Here is a 22,385-nt window from a genome sequence, read left to right on the forward strand (position 1 = left end):
GACCGACCGAACGGCTTTCGAGACGGGGGCGAGGAGAGAGACACCTCATTCCGAGTTAGTATTCACCGGACGAGAAGCCGATCAGAGAGGATTGTTCTGATCAACACACCCGATTCCGAGTTAGTAGCCCGGTCGGCTCGGCGGCGACGGTCAAACGAACGAGATGCGAGGGAGCCGGACGGCCGAACGGCCGAGCGTCCGGTAGCGACCATCTCGTTCGTTCTACCCGCCATATTTGGATTTCGGAAGGGAACGTCTGGAGGGAAGGAGAGTTCGGTGAGGGACACACACACCTGATTCCGAGTTAGTTCGGCCGAGGGAGAGGGAGAGCAGTAGTGAAGGGAGCGGGAAGAGTAGCAGGCAAGAAGGTACGAAAGGTCGGAGAGAACACGCCGCCAAAAACGGTCTACTCGTTCGTACCCGAGTGCGACCTGGACCACCCCGTCTGGTTCTGTCGTCTTCCTCGTTCTTTCTCCTAACTCTCTAGTACTCGTTCTAGTACTCGTTTTCTAGTACCCGTTCTCTAGTACTCGTCGTTTCCTCTATCTCGTTTCTTCTTCTAGCCTATTCTAGAAACTAGTAACTAGTATCGACACACCTGATTCCGAGTTAGTTCACGCCGCTCTCGACTCCTCCCCCTCGCTCGATACCCGACTAACTCGGAATCAGGTGTGTGTGTGTCCCCGTCGACTTCTCACGAGTCGTGGACGTTTCCCGAGTGGAGGTGAGGGTTCGAGAGACGTCGACCGATCCTGGAGGTCAAGCCGGGACGGGACACCGTGTGCGAAATGATTTCTAGAGGGATCTTCGAGCTTCCCATAGAGAGGGACTGTTCTGCCCGATCCTCACTTGTCTCTCGAATAGGAGGATGGAACGGGAATCCCCGAGAAGAGGGTTTTAAAAACACACCCACACCCCGTGTGCGAAATGAAACGGGAAAATAGCGTGGGCGGGTGATCAGACGGCGTCCGAGCGTCAGGGTATCGGATTCGGCCGATGAACTTCGAGGGAAGACGCAGTCGAGGGGGGACCCCTGCGATGGAAACTCCAAACAGGAGAAAAGTTTATTTACGGGGGTGTCTAACCATATCCGTAGGACATCACCTCACAACAACTGTTAACTAAATATCCATTTCCTAGTTGGATATCGAGAAAACCCGCCAAAACATCCGGAAGAGATGCTGTCCCGCCGCTCCACGGTGCGTCGTTCCGACTGACCCACTGCTGCCTCGTTCGAACCACCACACCTCTCCGCCGAATTCATTTCGCACACGGGGTGTGTGTCCCCTCCCCCTGGAGTCCCCCCAGTTCGCTCGACTCTCCTCGAATCACCCCCAGTTCGCTCGATCCCCCCTCGAACCATCCCACTCGATCGAGACTATCCGGGCGATGTCGTATCCCGACTGGCCGAAAATCGGTCCCAGCCGGATCCAGATTGGGTTCGACGGATCGTTCCGGTCGTCTCTTCCCACCTCAGATGTCCGTAAACGCCACATTTCATTTCGCACACGGGGGGTGGGCAACCGTCTCTCCGGCGATGCAACCGTTTCTCCGGCGATACTTCGCTAGCGGTCGAACTCCTCGCGGTTTCCTCGCGGTTTCATTTCGCACACGGGGTGTGTCCCCAGCCAGGCACAACTCCTCCCGGCGGGCTGGCGGTAATTCCTGAACTCGTTCGCGGTGTATTGTAAGAATTCCTATACGGGGGATAGAGGCCCGGAGGTGTCGGATTCAGAAATATTTGCCATCGCACACGGTTGGCGTACTTTTTTATACTTTCCACTACCAGTACTCTCCAATGTCTGAGGGGGAGGAACAGGTCTCGGTCGACGACGACCAGCAGTCCATCCAGGAACGGCTCCAGGCCGGGACGCACAAGTCGGTGTTCCGGGACAAGAGCCTCGTCGAGCCCGACACCATCATCGACGAGAACCGCATCGTCGGCCGGGACGACCAGCTCGACGACATCATCACCTATCTCCGCCCCTCGATCCAGGGGGACCGGCCGCCAAACATGCTCCTGTACGGGCCATCCGGGACGGGGAAGTCGCTCATCATCAACGCCGTCTGCGAACAGATCGTCGAGATATCCGACTCGAACGGCCAGCGCTTCGGCGTCGTCGAGATCAACTGCCAGACGATCAAGTCTCACGATCGCGCGGTGTACAAGCTCGTGGAGACGGCCGCCGACAGCATCGGCATCGACCCCGGCGTCCCGCGCAAGGGCATCTCCACAGACGAGAAACTCGACCGGCTCTACGAGCTGATCAACGACAACTTCGACTCCGTCATCATCATCCTCGACGAGATCGACCTCCTCCACGGTCGTCGTCGCGGAACCGACGAGGAGCCCGCCTACTCCCGTCTCCTCTACCAGCTCTCGCGAGCGGAGAAACTCGGCAAGATAGAGGGCTGTGTCTCCGTCGCGGCGCTCACCAACGACCCGGGGTTCATGGAGGACCTGGACGGGCGCGCGGAGAGTTCGTTCAACCCCCAGGACGTCGCGTTCCCGGACTACGACGCCAACCAGCTCCGGTCGATCCTCCGGCGTCGGCGCGACGCGTTCCGCGAGGACGCGTTGAAGGAGGACGTCATCCCGCTCATCGCCGCGTTCGCGGCCCAGAGCCACGGCGACGCGCGGAAGGCCATCGACCTCTTCCGGAAGGCCGGCGAGATCGCGAACCGGAACGACGCCGACGTCGTCACCGAGCCCCACGCCCGGAACGCCCAGGAGGAGTTCGAGAAGGACCGGACGCTCACCCAGATCGAGGGCCTCTCGACCCAGAAGAAGCTCTCGCTGTACGCGACGGCGGCGGTGCAGGTGTACGCGGACGAGGACATCGACTCGGTCCCGGGGACCGTCGGCTTCGCGGTGTACGAGTACCTCACCGACCTGCTCGACACCGACGAGAAGTCCCGCGACACCTACCTGCGGTACATGAACGAACTCGACACCTATGGCATGGTCACGTCCGAACGGCGGAGTCGCGGGTTCGGCCGGGGCGTCCACAAGGAGTACACGTTCACCGACGACCCCGACGTCGTCGCCGAGACGCTTCGCGAGGACTCGCGTCTCTCCGACCTCGAGGCGGACGAGGACCTGGTTCGCTCCGTCGTCAACGCGCAGGTCGCGGACTTCCTCAGCAAGTGACCGCCGTTCGGTCGTGCACGGTTTCTGGACCTGTCGCCAGGTGCACTCGGAGCTGTCCCAACGTGCCCTGTGGACCCGTAGGAGGCCGTTTCTCTTGCCGTAAACCACTCCTACTCAGATTCTCTCGTTCGGATATTCCGATCTGAAAACCGCCACCAAAACCTCTGTATCGGCGGTTCTGTACACATTTCATTTCGCACACGGGGGGTGGGTTCAGCACGCCGACCGACCGCCGAAACGAAAGACGATGGTCGACCCGCAAAACGACCAGACTCCCTTCGCCGAAACGACTGTATTTCCTCCGCTGAAACGACTGTATTTCCCCCGCCGAAACGACCAGACTCACCGTTCGAGTTCCCACGCGGTCGGGGCTAGCGTCTCTCGTCGAAGGTGATACGGCCGCTGCAGTGAACGGTCACCGCGAAGCCGCTGTAGTCGAAGGAGACGGACGCGTCGCTCTCCGATTCGGCCGATCGTCCATCGAAGACCGCTGTCAGGGACTCCGTGTCGATGACCTCACCGAGCGGCGGCAGCGAAACCGGGTCCTGGTCGAGTATCTCTCCGATGGCGACGACGACCGCCCTGCCGACGTCGGACGACCCGTCGAGCGGCATATCGACGTAGTACTGGTCTACCCTGGCATCGTATTCGAGGAGAATTCCATCCATGGAATAAACTGTAAACGAAACGAGCGCCCGACACTCAATATGTCTACTGGTGTCAGTTAAGATGGGGGACTGGATCCCGCCGTTCCCACCGGGTCGGCAGGACGGAGAGACTGTCCTCCCGCGACGCTGGGCCGTCACAGGCCGTCGAACCGGTGCGTCGGTGGTCTGGAGTCGGACGGCGTCCGGAACGAATCCGGAGGCGGGCGGACAGTGGGCGCCCTGGGAGACAGAGGGCCGTCCCCAGAGCGCGGTCGGACAGGAGACGCTTCGAGGGCGGACGCCGCGGTTCCACGTGCCCCGGGCGGGACGACCGACCGGCCTCCGACAACGGCCCCCTTCGAGGCCGGGATGTGGTCGGATCTCGAGGAAAGGACGGGGCGAGCCTGATGACGCTACTCGTCGGCCGAGGCCGTGTACGTCTGGTAGGCGGCGAGGCCGAGATAGGCGGCGACGACGGCGCCCAGGAGCACCTGGGTGAGCGCCGCGGTCAGGCCGGCGGCGAGCGAGAGGGCGATGGCGCCGACCCCGAGCCCGGAGAGCCAGAGGTAGTAGGTGTGCCAGCGCTGCTCGTCCGTCGTCACGGGGTCGAGGTACGGGTCGAGCTGGTCGACGTTGGCGCCGAGCTCGACGTAGCCCCGGTCCTGGTTGAAGTTCACGATGTCCATGTCGTCCATCTTCGGCAGATGGCACTGGTAGAGGCCGACGTAGACGCGCTTGCGCTGACTCGACGTCAGCGCCTGCGTCGTCGTGTCGTTCTCCAGGGCGGCGACGTGCTCGGCGAGGTCGCTGAGCGACGTTCGCTCGCCCCGTTCTTCGAGATATCGGATGACGTCACGCCGACGTCGGTTCTTCAGGACCTCGAATATCAGGTCGAGGGACAGCTCTTCGGGTTCGGCGGGTGCTGTCGTCTCCGTCTGTTCGCTTTCGTTCTCTACGTCCTCTGAGTCGACGTCGTATTCCTGGCTTCGTTGTGGTGCTGTATTCTGTGCGCTCATTTTGTGACCCCCTCACGGCCGCACGATGTGTGACCGTCAGTTCGTATTTCGGCGTTACACGCCGAGAGTAGTACGCGCCATCGGTGCGACGCACACCGGGCCGATCCGATTCCGGATGATCTCTCTCCGATTTGCCCACCGGGGCGAGCCCCCGAGTGCGTCCAAGTTACCGAAGCTCAGACACTTAATGGTTTGTAATTTTAAGACTGGTATACATGTGTTACTCTCTACCCAACTCCTGGTAATCGGGTCCAAAAGCGGGGTAATACCCCATTACTATCCGATAGAACGGCTGACGACGGCCCGTGTCCCCGGTTCCACAGGGTCACGCTATCTGTCGAGGCGGTGACGACTCGTTCAGCGAGGCGAGGCGAGAACGGTCCCGATGGACTCTGGGGCTAACGATACGTTACTTCGTGCCGCGTCCGAGGGCGTAATGGGGCCGATCGTGGGTCCCAGACGCCAGCGCGCGGCGCGTGTCGAGGATGGCCGCGTCGCCGAACGCCGCCGGATCCAGCGACTCGAACTCGTCGTGGGCCGTCAGGAGCACGACGGCGTCGAAGGCGTCTGTCTCGACGTCCGTCGTGGGCACGAAGGTCCCGGGCCACGAGGCGACGTCGTCGGCCTCGAGCATCGGGTCGGTCAGCGTGACGTCGGCACCGAGCTCGACGAGGTGCCGTGCGACTGCGCGTGCCGGTGCCTTGCGCGTCTCGGCGACGCCAGCGCGGTAGGTGGCGCCGAGCAACAGGACGGTCGAATCATCCAGGGCCTGGCCCCGGTCCGCGAGCAACTGGTCGACTTTCCGGACGACGAACTCCGACATCCGGTCGTTGACCGCTCGCGCGGTCCGGACCAGCGGGAGGTCGTAGTCGACCTGCTCGGTCAGGAAGTACGGGTACACCGGGATGCAGTGGCCGCCGACGCCCGGGCCGGGCGTGTGGATGTCGCAGAACGGCTGGGTGTTCGCGACGTCGATCGCCTCGGTGACGTCGACCGCCAGGTCGTCGGTGAGCCGGCCGAGTTCGTTCGCCAGCGCGATGTTGACGTCGCGGTAGACGCCCTCGAACACCTTCACGCACTCCGCCGTCGTCGCGTCGCTCGCCTCGATGACGTCGTTGTCGGTGACCTGGTCGTAGATCAGCGCGGCGACGCGCGTACTCTCGTCGTCGACGCCGCCGACGACCTTCGGGTACGACCCCCTGATGTCTTCGAGCGCCCGGCCGCTGGAGGTCCGTTCGGGACAGAAGGCGAGGCCGAACGCGCCCTCGTCCAGCCCGCTCTCCGCACACAGCAGGGGCAAGACGACGTCGCGACACGTGCCCGGCGGGACCGTCGACTCGATGACTACGACGTCTCCCTCACTCAGCCCTGCACCGATCGACTCGACCGCGGCCCGTAGTGTCGCGAGGTCGGGTTCGTTGTCGTCGGTGAGCAACGTCGGGACGATGACGACGTGGACGCTCGCCTCGGCCGCGGCCGCCGTCGGCTCGTGGGTCGCCGACAGCGCGCCTTCGTTCACTCGCTCTTCGACCAGTTCGGCGAGGCCAGGTTCGCCCTCGACGTGACAGCCGCCGGAATTCACCGTCCGGGCCACCGACTCGTCGACGTCGACGCCGACGACGTTGCCGGTCACCTCGGCGTAGACGCCGGCAAGCGGTAGTCCCATCTTGCCGAGGCCGTAGACTGCCACCGGCACCTCGCCGCTGACGAGTGCGACTCGCTGGCGTGCCTCGTCGATGTCGGCGTCGTAGAGGCCCCGCTCAGACTGTCGTGACTTCACTCGGGTTCACCTCCGCTTCCCCGTGGACCCGGGAGGTCGCGATGTCGCTTATCTGTCCGGCGACCGAGAGCGCCCGGAGCCCGTCGGCGCCGGTCACCTTCGGCTCCTCGCCCTCGCGCACCGCATCGACGAACGAGCGGAGTTCGCGCTTGAGCGGTTCGCCGCTGTCGACCGACGGGCGCTCGACGACGCTCTCGTGGCGGAAGCGCACGTCGCCGTCCTCGGTCTCGTACTCCGGCGACGAGTGACGGTGTATCTCGACTGACTGGTCCATGTAGTCGACGTGGACCAGGCAGTCCCGGGCCGTGATCGACAGGTCGCGGATCTTCTCCTGGGTGACGCGGCTCGCGGTGAGCGAGCCGACGACGTCGCCCGAGAACTGCAACTGGGCGGCGACGTGGTCCTTGCCGCGTGCGCTCATGGCGGCGACGGCCTCCAGGTCACGCTCGACCAGCGAGAGGACCAGGTCGATGTCGTGGATCATCAGGTCCATCACGATGTCGTCGTTGCCGTCGCGGTCGACTGGCGGGCCCAGCCGTCGGGCGGCGACGGCGATGACGTCCAGGTCGGGCAGCAGGTCGGCGAGGACGTCCACGACCGGGTTGAACCGCTCGATGTGGCCGACCTGGAGCGTCAGGCCCCGATCCCGGGCCATGCGGATCAGGTCCCGCCCCTTCTCGGCGTCCGTGACGAACGGCTTCTCGACGAGGACGGACACGTCCCGTTCCATGGCCGACGTGGCGACGTCGTGGTGGTAGCCGGTCGGGACGGAGATGGACGTCACGTCCACGGCGTCGAGGAGATCCTCGGTCGGGACGGCCTCGGTCCCGTAGGTGTTCGCAGTCGATTCCGCACGCGAGGCGTCCGCGTCGGCGACCCCGACGAGTTCGACGTTCGGCAATTCGTTGTAGACCCGTGCGTGGTGGCTTCCCATGGAGCCGACGCCGACGACGCCGGCCCGCAGTATCTCTCTGTTAGTCATGTGAGTACTCGGCGAGTGCAGTCGCGACGGCGGTCCGGTCGCGGTCGGTGAGGTTCGGGTGGACGGGGATCGAGAGGACGTCTTCGGTCGCCTGCTCGGCGTTGGGCGCCCCGTGGTCGACGTCGTCGTAGGCGGGCTGTTCGTGGATGGCAGTCGGGTAGTACACCGCCGAGTCGACGCCGTACTCGCTCAGGTGCGCCTGGAGGTCGTCGCGGTCCTCGGCCCGGATCGTGTACTGGTGGTACGAGTGGCGATACCCGTTCGGTTCGACCGGCGCCCGGATCGGACTGTCGCGCAGCGCGTCCGTGTACCGGGCGGCGTTCTCCCGGCGCGCCTGGACGTACCCGGAGAGCTTCTGGAGCTGGACGCGGCCGATGGCGGCTGCCAGGTCGGTCATACGGAAGTTGTGACCGACGCGCTGGTGGCGGCCGTCGTCGTCGCGCCCGTGGTTGATGAACGCGGCCGCGCGCTCGGCCACGTCCGCGCGGTCGGTGGTTATCATCCCGCCCTCGCCCGTGGTCATGTTCTTCGTCGGGTAAAAGGAGAAACAGGCCACGTCGCCGAGCGAGCCGACCCGGTCGCCGTCGAATTCGGCCCCGTGGGCCTGGGCGGCGTCCTCGATCAGCGGGACGTCGTAGCGGTCGGCGACGTCCCGGAGACGGTCCATCGGGGCGGGGAGCCCGTACAGGTGGACGGCCAGGATGGCGTCGACGTCGCCGTCCAGGGTACGAATCTTCGCCTCGACCGCGCTCGGGTCGAGGTTGTACGTCGACGGGTTGACGTCGGCGAAGACCGGGTCGGCCCCGACGAGGCGGACGGCGTTCGCCGTCGCGACGAACGACAGGGGCGTGGTGAGGACCGTGTCCCCCTCACCGAGATCGAGGGCTTCCAGCGCGGTGTGGAGGGCCGTCGTTCCGTTGCTCGTCGCGACGCCGTGGTCGACGCCGCAGTAGCTGGCGAACTCCGTCTCGAACGACTGGACGGTTTCGCCGGCGCTGAGCTGGCCCGACGCGAGCACGTCGCGGACGCTGGCCATCTCGCGTTCACCGACGTCCGGGTCGGCGATAGCGACCGTCGGTCGGACGTCCTGCGAGGTGGTCACGTCCGTCCACCTCCGCGCGGCGAAGCGGTCCGGGCGGGAACCGGGCGGCGGCCCGTAAATCCGGGATTACGCCGCCGAACTGCCCGTCTTCCATCGGCGACAGTGGCAATCACTGCGACTGTAGTGCGTTCCGTCACAGTCACAGCTATCGATCAAATGACGTTTTGTTATGTGCGCGTTTTCGGTGGTAAAGCGCCGCTTCGGGGGATACGGCGGTCTTACCGCCAGAACTGGTGAAATAATCCTGTCTTGAACAGCCGCCCCATTCCCGTCGCAGGGGCCTCCTGCGGCCGATCGAATGCGGCGCCTTTACTGATTGATTGTTGATAAGCTGGTTGTAACAAAGGGGTGGACACTTGTTTCGTCGGTGTGGTCATCGCTTCGCCTACTGACTGCCCGCAACCAGCGTACTCCCGGTGAAAACCACTCGTAGGTCCTGATGTCGTCAAAACACCCAGACATCTCACAAAGTGACGTGTTCGACGTCTTGAGCAATCCGAGACGTCGGTTCGTCCTGTACTATCTGCGTGAGATCGACGATACAGTCGAACTGAACGAGCTGGCAAAGGCGATCGCTGCGTGGGAGAACGACACCGACGAATCAGAACTCACAGACCAGGATCGAAAGCGAGTGTACGTCTCACTGTATCAGACCCACATCCCGAAGCTCACCGACGTCGGGCTCGTGGAGTACGACCAGGACAGCGGCACCGTGCACCTCACGGACCGGACCTCGGTCATCGACGACTATCTCACCGATAGCGATTCGTCGATTCCGTGGCACTACCTGTACCTGGGACTGTCGGCCGTGGGCGCGCTCGTGTTCGTACTCGCGTGGCTCGAGGTCGGCCTGTTCGGGGCCATCCCGCTCCTGGCGGTCGGTGGCCTCCTGGTGGCGAGTTTTCTGGTTCTCTCGGTGGCCCACTACGTCTCGACCGCTCGCCAGCACATCGAGATGCCGCCGGAGTGAGTGATGGTTCCGCGCTCGTACCGACAAACGTCCGCCTACTGTAAACGGGAAACCAGAAACGACGAAATGACTAAACACGACACTCTCGAACTCCGAGACGGAAACCGACCGATAGCACGTGCCGACCGTAGCGGGCGAGTCAGCGTCCGGCGCTGCTGTCGGGGAGGATCTGGATACTGACATGGTCGCGACCGAATGGGACGACGTGAGCTACGTCATCAGCTCCCGGTACAGGATCGCAACGCTTCGGCGTCTGTCCGACGGACCGGCGACGCCCTCGCGGATCGCTGACGACACCGGCCTGAGCGTCGCGCACGTCTCACGTGCGCTCCAGGAACTACGGGACCACGAACTCGTCGAGCTCCTGGTATCAGAAGACAGGAAGAAGGGACGCGTCTACGGCATCACCGACCGGGGCAATCAGGTGTGGGAGACGATCGAGACCGAGAACATGACTTGATCGTCGGTCGCAACGACGCAACCCTCGGTCGGTATCGCGTAACCGTTACCCGTTATCTGTCCCGTCGCGCGCCCTCGGCACCGTCTCTGTTCTCCGAGAGCGTCTCGCCACCTTCCGGGAGCAACTGCTCGGGACAGCGCTGGTGCTTCGGTGTCTCCGCGAACTCCGCGATACGCTGCCATTCGCTTTCCGTCAATCGACCGTTCATGAACACGCGATCACAGGGGTCTCGGACCGAAAGTAATGTCCTGCTTAGCGAGTGGGTGCAGACCGGTAGCCAATCGGACCTGCAGTCAAGTAGCGATTACTCGACGTCGACGGGATCGACGAGCACGTCCCCGTTCCCAGTGACCGTGATCGTGAATCCCTCGTGACGGAACGTCACGTAGGCGTTCTCCGCCGCTCGGCCGTCGAAGAGCGCGTCTAATGCCTCCGGGTCGATAGACTCGGCCAGCGGTCGGAGCGCCTCGATCGCCGTGTCGCTTTCCTCGGCCAGTCGATACGCCACGCGCGTGCTGGGTGGGTTCGAAGGGTTCTCGCTCGCAGGTGCTGGCACCCCTTCCCCACCATCGGTACTGGGATAGGTCATATCCTGTCGATCACTCGTTTCCCTATATGTGTTTGTTGGTCGTTCGAATCGGTCCGCTCCGCGTCCGGCGAACTCGATCCGGCGGCTCCCGGCGGTAGCGACTTCCTTACCGACCGAACGGTCGGGTCATTTATCAGGGAACGCGTTCACGGATCGGCGACTCGTCGGTTCGGCCAGTTGGGAGGGAGCTCCGAGGACGGCCGCTCGCGACCGAGGACGACCGATCCGGTCCGATCCGGCGATTCGATGTCGACGGTCAGGCGGGTTCGGGCCCTCGTCTCAGCCCGGAGTGGCGCGCGCCTGGAAAAAACGCGATCAGCAGGTGGTAGCCACTACGCGATCGTCGTCGCGAGTCCGTCCCGGAGCGAGACGGTCGGTTCGAACCCGAGTTCGTCTCTGGCCTTCGAGACGTCGGCGCAACTGCGCTGGATGTCGTTGGGCCGCGGGTCGACGTGTTCGATGGGGACGTCCGCGCCGACCACGTCGCGGACGATTTCCGCCAGTTCGCGGACCGTGACGCTCGACCCGGTGCCGACGTTGTACGCACTGCCCGGTTCTGCCGTCGTCGCCGCCAGTCGATTCGCCGCTACCACGTCGTCGACGTGGACGAAATCCCGCGTCTGGTCGCCCTCGCCCTCGACGGTGATCGGGTCGCCGGCGCGGGCCTGGTCGAGGAAGACGCTGATGACGCCGCTGTACTGACCGGTCTGGCGCGGCCCGTAGATGTTGAAATAGCGCAGCGCGACGGTCTCCAGTTCGTACTGCTCCGCGTACACGCGCGCGTACTCGTCGTTCGTCAGCTTCTCGACGCCGTAGGGCGAGGCGGGGCGTTTGGGGGCCGACTCCGGGACCGGGACCGACTCGGGGTGGCCGTAGATCGCTGCACTCGACGCCAGCACGACCCGGCTGTCGGTCTGTCGGGCGACGTCGAGCAACTGGAGCGTCGCCGTCCCGTTCACGCCGTGGCAGTCCATCGGGGCCTCGACGGAGGCGGGGACGGAGACCATCGCCGCCTCGTGGAAGACGACGTCCGCGCCGTCCATCGCCTCCCGCACCGTCGCCCGGTCGCGGACGTCGCCCTCGATGAGTCTCGCGTGCGCGGGGACGTCCGCAGCGTCGCCGTTCGAGAGGTCGTCGAGGACGCGCACCTCGGCCGCGTCTGTCAGCGATTCGGCGAGGTGGCTCCCGACGAACCCCGCGCCGCCGGTCACGAGCACCGTCTGTCCGGTCAGGTCGCTGTCGGTCATGTTGTCCCCGACGATTCGAGGAACGCGTAAAGTAATACCGCTACCAACATGTTCCGCCGAGGGGAAGTCGGCGCTTTCGTACAGCGTCGTTCGTCGTCGAATTCCCAGCACCGATTCGCGAGCCGAACGGCTGACCAGATACCGCGCGACAAAATTCTATAGTGGTGCGGCTACGAGACACTCCCGTGACAGACGAGCCGACTTCGCCCCCCGACTCATCGCTCGCCGACGAACTTTCCGCGGAGCTGGCGTCACAGCCGGCCGACGAACGCGTCTATCGCGTGGCGCTCCAGCTTCACGAGCCGGCGCGGGCTGCGACGGTAGCGGAGCAGGTCGACTGCGCCGTCGATACTGCGCGCAGGCACCTCCGGAAACTGGCCGATATCGGTGTCCTCGAACAGACGGGCGAAAGTCCGGACGCGTTCGCTCGCAACGAGTCGTACTTCGAGTGGCGAAAGCGAGACCGTCTCACACAGCCGTCGCAGGCCAATATACGGGACCGACTGCACCACCTACTGGACCAAGACGCGTCGTTCCGACAGCGGTTCGACGCGGAGGATCCGTCCGGTGTCGACGCGCTCGAACACGCCGACCATGTCGACGTCGAAGCCGTGTGGCGTGCACTCGATGACTGGGAGACGGTTCGCGAACAGATCGAACGTCTGGAAGCAGTTCGATAACGATGCACCGGCGGCTGGAAGTCATCTGAGACGGACTCGCTGGAAAACGAACTCGATTCCTGACGACAGGCACTCCCTGTCGCCTACTTCCCCGCGGTTCCAGATCGCCGTCAGTTACCGGCAACATCTTCCGATCGCGTTCAGCGACGCCTAAAACCGGGGGCTCTGGGGTACTTTCTCTATAACAAACCGTCCGCGAGTGGCCGGTATAGTCGATGACGGAATCGGTTGCGTTTACAGATATCAAAGTGGACGACGAGATGGTCGCTCGCGTCGAGGAGGCCCTCCGCTCGGGGCGATTCGTCAAGGGGCCGCTCGTCGAACAGTTCGAAGCGGCGTTTGCGGACGCGTGCGACGCCGAGCACGCCGTCGCGGTCAACAGCGGGACGGACGCCATCTACCTGGCGCTGAAGTCGGTCGGCGTCGGCGAGGGCGACCAGGTCATCGTCCCGGCCCACACCTTCTTCGCGAGCGCGAGCCCGATACTCGAACTCGGCGCCGAACCGGTGTTCGTCGACGTCGACCCGCTGACCTACACCGTCGACGTCGACCACCTCGGCCGGGCGGCCGAGCGCAGCGAGGACGCCGAGGCCATCGTCCCCGTACACCTCTACGGCCATCCGGCGGACATGAAGGGGATCCGGCGCGTGGCGCGCCGGCACGACCTCGCCGTCGTCGAGGACTCCTGTCAGGCCCACGGCGCGACCTACGAGGGCCAGCCGACGGGGAGCCTGGGCGACGTGGGCTGTTTCAGCTTCTACCCGTCGAAGAACATGACCGTCGGCGGCGACGGCGGTATCCTGACGACGGACGACGCCGAAATCGCCCGGCGCGCCCGCGAGTACCGCAACCACGGGCGCAACGACGACGGCGAACACGTCCGCCTGGGGCTGAACCACCGGATGGACGACGTCAGCGCCGCGTTTGGCCTCGAACAGCTCTCCCATCTGGCCGACTGGAACGCCGGGCGCCAGCGGGCGGCCGAGCGCTACCGCGACCGCCTCGAATCGGTGACGGCGGTCCGCCTGCCGACCGAGCGGGACGACGTCGACCACGTCTACCACCTGTTCGTGATCCAGAGCGACGAGCGCGACGAGCTCCGGGACCACCTCGAATCGCAGGGCATCGACACGGGCATTCACTACGAGACGCCGGTCCACCAGACTGAGGCAATTCGCGCCGAGATGGCGTCGGTGCCGACGCTGCCCCGAACCGAGCGACTCGTCGACCGCATCCTCTCGCTGCCGATGCACCCGCGCATCACCGACGCGGAGGTCGACCGCGTGTGTGACGAGATCGAGCGCTTCTACGGTGAACGATGAACTACGGCGTCGTCGGCACGGGCTACTGGGGGAAGAACCACGTCAGGGTCGCCGCGGAGCTGCGCGACCAGGGCCGCATCGACGACATCGTCCTCTGCGACGTCGACGAGGACCGCGTCTCGGAGATGGCCGAGACCTACGGTGTCGACTACGTCACCGACGTCGGCGATCTGGAGGTCGACGCCGCGACGGTCGCGACCCCTTCTACTACCCACGAAGGTATCGCGACGGATCTCCTCTCGCGGGACACCGACCTCCTGGTCGAGAAGCCCCTCGCGCTGGACAGCGACGCCGCCTGGGCCATCGTCGACGCGGCCGAGCGCAACGACTGCTCGCTCGGCGTCGGTCACATCTTCCGCTACCACCCCGCACTGGGCGAACTCAAACGGCGCATCGACCGCGGCGAGCTCGGCCGGATCAAGTACCTCCACACCCGACGGTACACCTTCCGCATCCCGCGTGACACCACGGGCGTGCTCTACTCGCTGGCGGTCCACGACGTCGACACGTACAACTACCTGCTCGACGGCCTGCCGGAGTCGATCCACTGCAAGATGGACGACTTCGTCCGTGAGGGCATCGACGAGACGGCGACGATGACGCTGGACTACGGGAACACGACCGGCGTGATCAACTCCTCGTGGCAGGTCCCCGCCTTCGGCAAGACCCGCGACCTGGTCGTCGTCGGCTCCAACCGCTCGGCGCGGCTGGACTACCTCGAGAACACGGAACTGGAGATCTTCGACGCGGAGGTGTACTCGGACCGCGACGGCCAGCTCACCTCCCGTAACGACGGCTCCATCGTCCACACCACGGAGAAGCGCGAGCCGCTGAAAGCCGAGATAGAGGCGTTCGTCGACGCGAGCCTGGAGGGCGAGGACCCGCCCGCCAGCGGCCGCGTCGGCGCCCAGACCGTCGAACTGCTCGAACGCGCCGAGGAATCGGCCGACGAGGGTCGCGTCGTCCACCCGACCGACGTCGGTCGCTCCGAACGGCAGCCGACCGCCGTCAACTCCGCCGTCAACTCCGAAAGCAGCGACGACTAGCGCCGTCGGTTTTCTTCGTTTCTTCGGGATTCGGCTGCCGCTCAAACTGTCTGCTGCTCGCGAGCACGTTCAGGTCCTGTGAGCGGTCTGCGATCGATATTAATTGCCACAGGCCTCACAACGACTAAGTCGTGTCAACGCTAACGTTGACGCAAATATGGCAACGGCTGACGACCAGATCCGGGTCAGCGACCGGGTGAAGCGGGAACTCGATCGCCGACGGCGAGAGGGGGAAAGCTACAACGACGTCCTCGAACGCGTCCTCGAAGAGGGAGTGGAGACGGGCGACTTCTACGACGGATTCGGTCGCTGGTCGGACGACGAGACAGAGCGCGTCCGTGAGGGACGAAGACGGTCGAAAGAGAAGCGGAAGCGACGGATGCGGGAGCGTGCCGAGGACACTACATGAAGGTCCTCGACGCGACGTTTCTCATCGACTATCTCGATGGCCTCGAGGCAACTCGCGAATTCTACGAGGCGAATGGTGGTGAGGAGGAACGGTGGGTGATGCCAGTTGTCGCGTACGCGGAGGCGCTCGTGGGCGAGGGAAACCTACCGGGCGGTGATGTTGCGGGAGCACGGGCCGATCTCTCGTGGGGTGAGAAGTACACGGCCGATGAGCGAACAGCGGTGACTGCCGGGGAGATCGCCGACGAGATCGCTCCCGGAGGCCCCTATCTCGATGGTCCCGATGCTCTCATCGCAGCGACCGGACGCGAACTGGACGCGCCAGTCGTCTCTGATGACGGCGATCTCACCCACGACGAGACGAAGAAAGTCGTCGACGTCGTCGAGTATCGCTGATGTCGGGATGGGAATATATAAACGAACGTTACAGCGTTATCTATTCTTGACTACGATTTCGGGGAGTACGCATTCGCAACCCATCTAATCGTGAGGAAGAGATCGAGATGAACTGTTGTCTCCTTCGCCAGACTTCATATTCTGAGGAACACTCCGATATCTGAGGCAGATGTATATATAGTTTATATCAGAACGGGTGGCTCCTTTTTATTCGATACTGCGGCCAAGCCATCGTGCAACGATCAGACGAAGTCACTCCAGCCGATGAGGAAGCGAGCTGATGACGCTTCCGAAGTGACGTCCTCTCCGTATCTCACTCGTCTGCCGCTATCTCGTCGAGCACGTACTCGTAGTCCGACGCCGTGAGATACAGCTTCCGGCCGTCGTCGAGTTCGACCCAGGCGGGCTCGAACGGCGGGAAGTCGAGCGCCCGGACCTTGTCGTACACCTCGTCCTCCTTCTCGGGGTCGGTCAGCGTCTCGGGGTCGATGGCCTTCTCGCCGTCGAGGCTGGCCTTGGTGTAGAAGTAGCGCTCGCCGGGGTACTCCTCCTGGGGCGTGCCCATCTCCAGGATCTCGCCGGAGACCATCGCGGGGAGCATCTCGTCGAACAGGTCGACCGAGGCGCCCTCGATGCGCTCGTAGAGCTCTCGGGCCGTGTCGTCCTCGCCGATCTCCACGAAGTTCCGGGCGATGACGTCGCCGGCGTCGACCTCCTCGGCCATGAAGTGCATCGTCGTCCCGTACTGCCAGTGGTCGTCGTCGCGGGCGTTCATGATCGCGTGGCTGATCACGTTCGACCCGCGGTAACGGGGCAACTCGGCCTGGTGGAGGTTGATCGCGGCGTCGTTGGGGTGGTTCAGCATCTCCGCGCCGAGGATGTTGGGGTAGTACACCGAGAGGAGATAGTCGACGTCGGTCTCCAGTACCTGGGACTCCTCGTCGATGGTCACGACGTCGTGGCCCATGTCGGTCGCCAGGTCGTACAGCGACCCCTCCCACCAGTTGTCCTCGTCGGGGCCGTAGGTGACGACCAGTTCGACGTCGGTGTCGGGATGTTCCGTCGCGATTTCGAGACACTGCTCGCCGAGCGGGTGACTGCCCATGAACGCTATCGACGTCATCTGGTAGTGGCTCGCACCTACGGAGAGTTTGTTATATCCGGCCTGCGGTGCCGCGGCATCGGTCGTAACGCAGTAACCGACCGGCTACTGAATGACTTTTCTCGGCAGGAGGCGATTCGAGGCTGTTGTAGACCAGGTTCGATCGGTGCGCTATCAGACGTTCTCGAATTTCGATAGCACATCCTCGGGTACCGGATTGACGTACTCGAAGGGCTCGTCGGCACAGAGGGCTTCGAAATCACGGTCCGTAGTGACGAGCCTGTCTGCATCGGCGGCGCGTGCGAGGGCGACGTAGAAACTATCGTAGACGTCGTGGTTCTTCTCGGCGCTGATCGCGTACGCGTCGCGGATCGTCTCGTCGTCGACATCGACGAACTCCATTGGATACTGCAGCAGCGACGAGACCGCGTTCCTGGCACCGACGCTATCGAATCCCAGGTCCTCGAGTACCCACTGGATTCGCAATGGGAGATAACCGAACATGAGCAGTGTGTCCTGACCGCTGAGAGCCGGGACGAGTTCGTTCGCGACGGCAGCGTGCCCCGGGTGGTCGTCGACGAGCTGGATCGAAATGGCGTTGAGGTCTGGAAGAATTCGATCCCCACCCATCGGTGTCACCGCCCCCCGAAGGTGGCGTCCCCCGCATCCCGAAACGCCTCGTCTCCCCACTCTTCGTCCCGCGTGAGCGTTTCGAGTTCCGGCAGGCGCCGGACCAGTCGGATGTCCCCGCCTTCACGGACGACCTCGAACTCGGTTCCCGCATCGAGATGCAACTCTTCGCGGAGCGCTTTGGGAATCGTCAGCCGTCCACGATCGTTGATCTCGGCCGTACCGTACGTGTCGCCGTTGTCACCGCCGTCAGACGAAGCCATTGTATCACCCTCTGAAAATCAGTACGAACCAGTCACCAAAAAATATGGTGATCCGTATGATCGAAGTGAATTGATCCGATTACGGGTCACGCCCTCTGTTCACGTCACCTCAGGCCGCGGCGCGTTCTCGTACTTGACTATCTTCTCGGGCTTGTCCGCGATGGTCTCGTACATTCGCTGGAGGGTCTCCTCGGCCTGAAGCAGGTTGTGGTCGTCGAGGAACCGCCGACCCTCGTCGGTCAGCCGGTAGAACTTCCAGGGGTAGCCCTGCCGGCGCTCGTCGTCGGGGAGTTCGACGGCCTCCAGCACGCCGGCGTCGACGAGCTTCTGGACGTGTTTGTACACGGTGGCGTCGCTGAGGCTGGGGTTCAGCTGTTCGAGTTCGTACATCGACGCCAGTCCCTCGGGATGCTGGAGGACGTTCGCGACCAGCGCGAAGCGGGTCTGCTGGGTCACGAAGTGCAGCAGCTCGCGCGGGTCGGACCCGTCGCCGGTCCCCGGGTCGGTGCTCATGTGACGTGCTACGGGGTCATCCATCGAGTAGTTTACCCCAGGGCAAACTACCGATTAGAGATCGGTCCAGCGGTCTCTCTTCGAATGGGGGTGAACTGGGTGACGCTAGTCGACTGTGACGCTGGCGAACGGAGGACGACTTGGTCGAAACGGCCGGCGAAATCCCCTGACGACTCGTCGAAGACTGCTACTGGAAAGATTCTCTTTCCACGGAAAGAATTCCTGACCAGGAGTTCCCGTCGCTTGGCCACGAGTGGGTCTGTACCGACGAGAACTGAGAACGCCCTCCCAGCGCAGTGCCCTCACCGCGTGTCCTGATCGGCGAAGGTCACCAGCCAGTCGTCCATCCGGCGGATGTTGCGGCCGTCGATGGACCAGGAGCCGTTCTCGGTCAGTGGGTGACTCGCCAGCGCGCTCGGCGAGGAAACCAGCGACAGGGGCACGTCGGTGTCGGCGAGGAAGCCCAGGGAGGACAGCAGGTCGGCAGGAATCGCGTGGCCGCTGACGGCGATCACGTCCGCGTCGGCGTGGCGCTCGCAGACCCGTTCGAGGGCGGCTCTGAGCGCCCGGAGCCGGGCGCCGCCGGCCAGCGGGGCGACGTCGACGACGTTCGCGACGTCCTGGCCGTCGATGGTACTCGTGCCGACGACGACGCCGACGTCGGGTTCGGAGAGCCTTCCCGACGAACCCGCCAGGCCGGCGAGGTAGGTCTGGTAGGTCCACTTCGGGTTCTCGAACCGCCAGTCGTAGAACGCCGCCGACCGCTCGACGTGGAGTTCGTCGGGAACCGCTCGCTCGTAGAGGTCGGCGAGGACGTCGGCGGGGACGTCCTCGTTCTCCTCGACGGTGACGCCCGGCGGTGACGAGGGGGCCAGTTTCCCCCGGGCCGTCAGGTAGGCGTCGAAGACCGGGTCGAGCAGGTCGAGGCCCCGGTCGAGCGGGGCCGGGAGTTCCCCACCGACTATTCCGCGAGTGCGCTGGATCCGGTAGTAGGTGGGGACCCGGCCCACCTCGACCCAGCCGTGTTTCTTGCCGCCGGCGAGCGTCATCTCGTTCGGGAAGTTGAAGAACAGCTGCTGGGACCGGTCGGCGTAGCGCTCCTTCATGACCTCCGTCATCCGGGAGAACAGCCCCTGTCGGCGGTGGGCGGGGTCGACCATGGTGTCGGCGGGCTGGAGGGCGTCGACGGCCCGGTCGCCGACTCGGACTCGCTGGGGGACGGCGGATTTGGCGCCGACGACGCTGTCGCCGTCAGTTGCGACGACGATCGGGACGTGGTCGGCGAAGGGGTTATCCGCGTACTTCCACGCGAACCACTCGTCGTCGCCGCCGCTGAGGACGCGGTCGAAGAGAGTGAGATACTCCGCCCGGTCGCCGGGTTCGAAGGGGCGGATCTCGTACTGGTCGGTGGCGCCGGCCGCCTGTCGAGTGGAGGGACGCTGGGACATGGGAAACTGAGAGCCGCGGGTGCCAGCACCGACGCCGGCAGCGGCTATTGTTATAATCGTGTTTCCAGTCGTTGTTCGAGGACGGCGGTCGATTCCTCCACCGTTACTCGGGGACGGCGGCCGGATCGTTCGACCGTACTCGGCTGGCAACGTCGGCCATCGTCTCGATCCGGACCCGGTGCCGGTTGGCGTCGAGGGAAGCGAGGATTCGCTCGATGCGGCGCCGCTGGAGCGGACTGGTCAGGTTGTTCGGGTGCAGCCACATGTGATAGAGCCCGCCGGATTCGGCCGCGGCGTCGATGCCGAGACGGGCCTGGGCGACGACGGGGTCGCCGACGGTCGCCTCGGCGATCTCGTGGTAGATTCCCTCGAAGCCGAAGAGGTACTGCGAGGGCGGAACGAACACGAGGCCGTACTCGTCGACCGTCGGCTCCGGGAGGTGTGGGTCGTACGTCCCCAGCAGCGACTCGGCGGCCGTCCGGAGCGTGGATCCGTCGGGGGCGCGCCCGCCGCGGTATGCTTCGACGCCGAACTCGGCGAGCACGTCGCGGTGGCCGACCTGGTTGCGTGGGAAGACGAACGAGGCGAAGTCGAGGCCGGCGTCGGCGAAGGCCTGGCGGGACTGTTCCAGTTCGGCCACGGCGACCTCTCGCGAGGTGTCGCCGTCGCCGAACAGGACGTGGCTGAACGTGTGGCAGGCGATCTCGTGGTCGACGGGCGAGTCGGCGACGCGGTCGACGAGGCCGTCGGCGAACCGCAGGTCGCGCCGTCCCTCGCCGTCCCAGGTGAACCACTCCTCGCCAGCGGGATGGTCCGCGTGAGTCCCGTCGCAGTCGTCGAGCAACAGGTGGCCAACGATGGCCCACGTCGCTGGAATCTCGTACTCGCCGAGGAGATTGGCCAGCACCAGCCACCCCTCGCGACTGCGCTCGATGCGCTCCCGGGGCGGTGACTCGAGGTCGTGGAAGCCCCAGCCGAGTTCGGCGTCGATGGAGATGACGACCGATCCCCGCCGATCGGTTCCGTCGCCGTGCATGTGGTCGTCAATTCCTGGAAACCACTTAGTAAAACGCTCACAGCGGCCGGGACACCAGCGCGTAGTCGGTCGGTACTCCCGGGCCCGTGCGACGCCGCCTGCGCGGCCGGCGTGGCTGCCGTCGCTAGCCCAGGAACGTCCGGATCTCGGCGGGGTCGAGCAGGCCGCTCAGCACGACGAGGACGGCCCAGACGACCCCACCGAGCAGTATCGCGCCGGCCAGTGTCGCCAGGCCGGTGACGTAGGGGAGCGCGAGCACGACGCCGCCGGCCATCACCGACGTGACGGCGAGGATGTGGGCGATCCGTCTGGCCAGGAACCCGAGGCGGAGCGCGAACTCGCGGTGGATGTAGTAGACGTTTACAGCTGTGTACAGCGTATACGTCGTCACGGTGGCCAGCCCGGCGCCGACGGCGCCGTACTCGGGGATCAACAGCACGTTCAGGCCGACGTTGCCGAGCGCCGTCGTCGTCCGCGCGATAGCGCGGATACGGGCCAGGCCGAGGTAGTCCAGCCCGCTGCCGGTGATCTTGTGGACGGCCCGGACGAGGATGAACAGCGAGAACAGCTGGACGACGGGGACGGCCCCGAGGTAGTCCTCGGTGAACACGTACCGGATCGCCGGCTCGGCGACGAGGACGAGCCCGACGCCCGCCGGGATGTACAGCAGCAGTACGTTCTCCAGGGAGCGCTCGTAGAGGCGCGCGCCGCGCGAGGACTGGTCGGCGGCCTTCTGCTCGCCCAGCGCGGGCGTGATGGTGTAGCCGAGCGACTGGGCCGGGACGATGCAGACGTCGGCGATCTGGCGGGCGACCGTGTAGAACCCGACCGCGACGGGGCCGGCGAGGACGCCCAGCAGGAGGCTGTCAACCCGGCTGTCGAGGACGACGCCGGCCCGCGTCGCCGCCGTCGGGATACTGTACTCCAGCAGGCGACGCAGGAGTCCCGCTTCCGGTTCGGCCGCGCGCTCGTAGCGCCGGTAGAACTTCGCGTAGAGAATCCCCAGGCCGAGGAGACTGGACAGGACGTACGCGGCGACGTAGCCGGCCAGCGCCCCGAGCGCGCCGTACCCCGCGAGGACGAAGACGGTCGCGAGGACGAGCCTGGCCACACCGTTGGTGGCGCTGACGACGGCGCTGTAGGTGACGCGGTTGAACCCCTGGAACAGCGTCTTCACGTACGTCTGGAGGGACTTCGCGGCGACGTGGACGGCGCCGATCAGGAGGAACGGTTCGAGGCCGGGCTCACCGAGCAGCTCCGCGATGAGGCCGCGGCCGCCGGCGAGGGCGAGCGCGACGAGCCCGCTCAGAACGAGCAGGACCAGCAGCGAGCGCTCGATCAGGTACGGTATCTGGCGCTGGTCTTTCTCGACGTACTCGGTGACGTAGCGGGCGGTCGCCTTGGGGATGCCCAGCGCCGAGAACAGGAGCGCGATCCCAAGCACCGACAGCGCGAAGTAGAGCTGGCCGTACTCGCCGGGTTCGAGCAGGTACCGCGTGAGGACGATCAACAGCGCGGAGTTGGTCGCGATGTAGACGACCCGGGCGATCAGCGACGCCTTGACGCCGCGGGCGACGCGCTCGGCGAGGCTCACGCT

General features: G+C 64.8%; 23 protein-coding genes. 8 read left to right on the top strand and 15 right to left on the bottom strand.

The window, feature by feature from the left end; all coding sequences use genetic code 11:
* Positions 1-1,798 precede the first annotated feature (1,798 nt).
* Positions 1,799-3,151, top strand: coding sequence for an orc1/cdc6 family replication initiation protein (locus tag BM337_RS18100; RefSeq protein WP_089818561.1), 1,353 nt, complete (start codon positions 1,799-1,801; stop codon positions 3,149-3,151).
* A 371-nt stretch (positions 3,152-3,522) separates the two neighbouring features.
* Here BM337_RS18100 and BM337_RS18105 read toward each other — a convergent pair whose 3' ends face one another.
* The 5 genes from BM337_RS18105 to BM337_RS18125 form a co-directional block, all read right to left on the bottom strand.
* A complete protein-coding gene (locus BM337_RS18105) occupies positions 3,523-3,819 on the bottom strand; it encodes a HalOD1 output domain-containing protein (RefSeq protein WP_089818563.1) in 297 nt (98 codons plus the stop codon).
* Positions 3,820-4,211: 392 nt separating this feature from the next.
* Positions 4,212-4,814: a DUF7344 domain-containing protein gene (locus BM337_RS18110; protein WP_089818565.1), complete on the bottom strand. Its 603-nt coding sequence runs from the start codon at positions 4,812-4,814 to the stop codon at positions 4,212-4,214.
* A 409-nt stretch (positions 4,815-5,223) separates the two neighbouring features.
* Entirely contained in the window at positions 5,224-6,594 is a 1,371-nt protein-coding gene (locus BM337_RS18115) for a nucleotide sugar dehydrogenase (protein ID WP_218155592.1), read from the bottom strand.
* The gene (locus BM337_RS18120; protein WP_089818567.1) at positions 6,575-7,576 is read right to left on the bottom strand and encodes a Gfo/Idh/MocA family protein; all 1,002 of its coding nucleotides are present in this window, start codon (positions 7,574-7,576) and stop codon (positions 6,575-6,577) included. The genes BM337_RS18115 and BM337_RS18120 overlap by 20 nt, the downstream gene beginning before the upstream one ends.
* Positions 7,569-8,612 carry a DegT/DnrJ/EryC1/StrS family aminotransferase gene (locus BM337_RS18125; protein ID WP_089818727.1) on the bottom strand — a complete coding sequence of 348 codons (1,044 nt, stop codon included), beginning with the start codon at positions 8,610-8,612 and terminating at the stop codon, positions 7,569-7,571. The genes BM337_RS18120 and BM337_RS18125 overlap by 8 nt, the downstream gene beginning before the upstream one ends.
* 505 nt (positions 8,613-9,117) lie before the next feature.
* Here BM337_RS18125 and BM337_RS18130 point away from each other — a divergent pair.
* Positions 9,118-9,648 carry a DUF7344 domain-containing protein gene (locus tag BM337_RS18130; RefSeq protein ID WP_143117755.1) on the top strand — a complete coding sequence of 177 codons (531 nt, stop codon included), beginning with the start codon at positions 9,118-9,120 and terminating at the stop codon, positions 9,646-9,648.
* A 181-nt stretch (positions 9,649-9,829) separates the two neighbouring features.
* Complete coding sequence (locus BM337_RS18135; RefSeq protein WP_089818571.1) at positions 9,830-10,108, top strand: winged helix-turn-helix domain-containing protein; 279 nt, start codon at positions 9,830-9,832, stop codon at positions 10,106-10,108.
* Positions 10,109-10,160: 52 nt separating this feature from the next.
* On the opposite strand, the gene BM337_RS21300 is transcribed toward BM337_RS18135, so the two are convergent.
* The 3 genes from BM337_RS21300 to BM337_RS18145 form a co-directional block, all read right to left on the bottom strand.
* On the bottom strand, positions 10,161-10,316 hold the full coding sequence (locus BM337_RS21300) for a hypothetical protein (RefSeq protein ID WP_177227678.1): 156 nt from the start codon (positions 10,314-10,316) through the stop codon (positions 10,161-10,163).
* 96 nt (positions 10,317-10,412) lie between these two features.
* Positions 10,413-10,697 carry a HalOD1 output domain-containing protein gene (locus tag BM337_RS18140; RefSeq protein WP_143117756.1) on the bottom strand — a complete coding sequence of 95 codons (285 nt, stop codon included), beginning with the start codon at positions 10,695-10,697 and terminating at the stop codon, positions 10,413-10,415.
* Positions 10,698-11,029: 332 nt separating this feature from the next.
* Entirely contained in the window at positions 11,030-11,944 is a 915-nt protein-coding gene (locus BM337_RS18145; protein WP_089818575.1) for an NAD-dependent epimerase/dehydratase family protein, read from the bottom strand.
* Between the two features lie 185 nt (positions 11,945-12,129).
* Here BM337_RS18145 and BM337_RS18150 point away from each other — a divergent pair, with 185 nt between their 5' ends.
* From BM337_RS18150 to BM337_RS18170, 5 genes are all read left to right on the top strand, one after another.
* Positions 12,130-12,624 (top strand): DUF7342 family protein, encoded by a 495-nt coding sequence (locus tag BM337_RS18150; RefSeq protein ID WP_089818576.1) that lies wholly within the window; start codon positions 12,130-12,132, stop codon positions 12,622-12,624.
* A gap of 215 nt (positions 12,625-12,839) precedes the next feature.
* Positions 12,840-13,946, top strand: a complete 1,107-nt coding sequence (locus BM337_RS18155; protein ID WP_089818579.1) for a DegT/DnrJ/EryC1/StrS family aminotransferase — start codon at positions 12,840-12,842, stop codon at positions 13,944-13,946.
* Positions 13,943-14,992 carry a Gfo/Idh/MocA family protein gene (locus BM337_RS18160; protein WP_089818581.1) on the top strand — a complete coding sequence of 350 codons (1,050 nt, stop codon included), beginning with the start codon at positions 13,943-13,945 and terminating at the stop codon, positions 14,990-14,992. Before BM337_RS18155 ends, BM337_RS18160 begins: the two co-directional genes overlap by 4 nt.
* A gap of 157 nt (positions 14,993-15,149) precedes the next feature.
* Positions 15,150-15,401, top strand: a complete 252-nt coding sequence (locus BM337_RS18165) for an antitoxin VapB family protein (protein ID WP_089818583.1) — start codon at positions 15,150-15,152, stop codon at positions 15,399-15,401.
* On the top strand, positions 15,398-15,796 hold the full coding sequence (locus tag BM337_RS18170; protein WP_089818608.1) for a PIN domain-containing protein: 399 nt from the start codon (positions 15,398-15,400) through the stop codon (positions 15,794-15,796). Before BM337_RS18165 ends, BM337_RS18170 begins: the two co-directional genes overlap by 4 nt.
* Positions 15,797-16,109: 313 nt before the next feature.
* Here BM337_RS18170 and BM337_RS18175 read toward each other — a convergent pair whose 3' ends face one another.
* The 7 genes from BM337_RS18175 to BM337_RS18205 all read right to left on the bottom strand — a co-directional run bounded on the left by BM337_RS18175 (position 16,110) and on the right by BM337_RS18205 (position 22,382).
* Positions 16,110-16,919, bottom strand: a complete 810-nt coding sequence (locus BM337_RS18175) for a methionyl-tRNA formyltransferase (RefSeq protein WP_089818610.1) — start codon at positions 16,917-16,919, stop codon at positions 16,110-16,112.
* Between the two features lie 153 nt (positions 16,920-17,072).
* Positions 17,073-17,528, bottom strand: coding sequence for a PIN domain-containing protein (locus BM337_RS18180; RefSeq protein WP_089818612.1), 456 nt, complete (start codon positions 17,526-17,528; stop codon positions 17,073-17,075).
* Positions 17,529-17,533: 5 nt separating this feature from the next.
* Complete coding sequence (locus tag BM337_RS18185; RefSeq protein ID WP_089818614.1) at positions 17,534-17,791, bottom strand: AbrB/MazE/SpoVT family DNA-binding domain-containing protein; 258 nt, start codon at positions 17,789-17,791, stop codon at positions 17,534-17,536.
* Between the two features lie 99 nt (positions 17,792-17,890).
* On the bottom strand, positions 17,891-18,304 hold the full coding sequence (locus tag BM337_RS18190; protein WP_089818616.1) for a PadR family transcriptional regulator: 414 nt from the start codon (positions 18,302-18,304) through the stop codon (positions 17,891-17,893).
* A 302-nt stretch (positions 18,305-18,606) separates the two neighbouring features.
* Positions 18,607-19,752 (bottom strand): GNAT family N-acetyltransferase, encoded by a 1,146-nt coding sequence (locus BM337_RS18195; RefSeq protein ID WP_089818618.1) that lies wholly within the window; start codon positions 19,750-19,752, stop codon positions 18,607-18,609.
* A 103-nt stretch (positions 19,753-19,855) separates the two neighbouring features.
* The gene (locus BM337_RS18200; RefSeq protein ID WP_089818619.1) at positions 19,856-20,788 is read right to left on the bottom strand and encodes a polysaccharide deacetylase family protein; all 933 of its coding nucleotides are present in this window, start codon (positions 20,786-20,788) and stop codon (positions 19,856-19,858) included.
* Between the two features lie 124 nt (positions 20,789-20,912).
* Positions 20,913-22,382: a flippase gene (locus BM337_RS18205; RefSeq protein ID WP_089818620.1), complete on the bottom strand. Its 1,470-nt coding sequence runs from the start codon at positions 22,380-22,382 to the stop codon at positions 20,913-20,915.
* Positions 22,383-22,385: the final 3 nt, after the last annotated feature.

Origin of the sequence: Halomicrobium zhouii, from assembly GCF_900114435.1 — an archaeon.
Taxonomy (GTDB): Archaea; Halobacteriota; Halobacteria; order Halobacteriales; family Haloarculaceae; genus Halomicrobium; species Halomicrobium zhouii.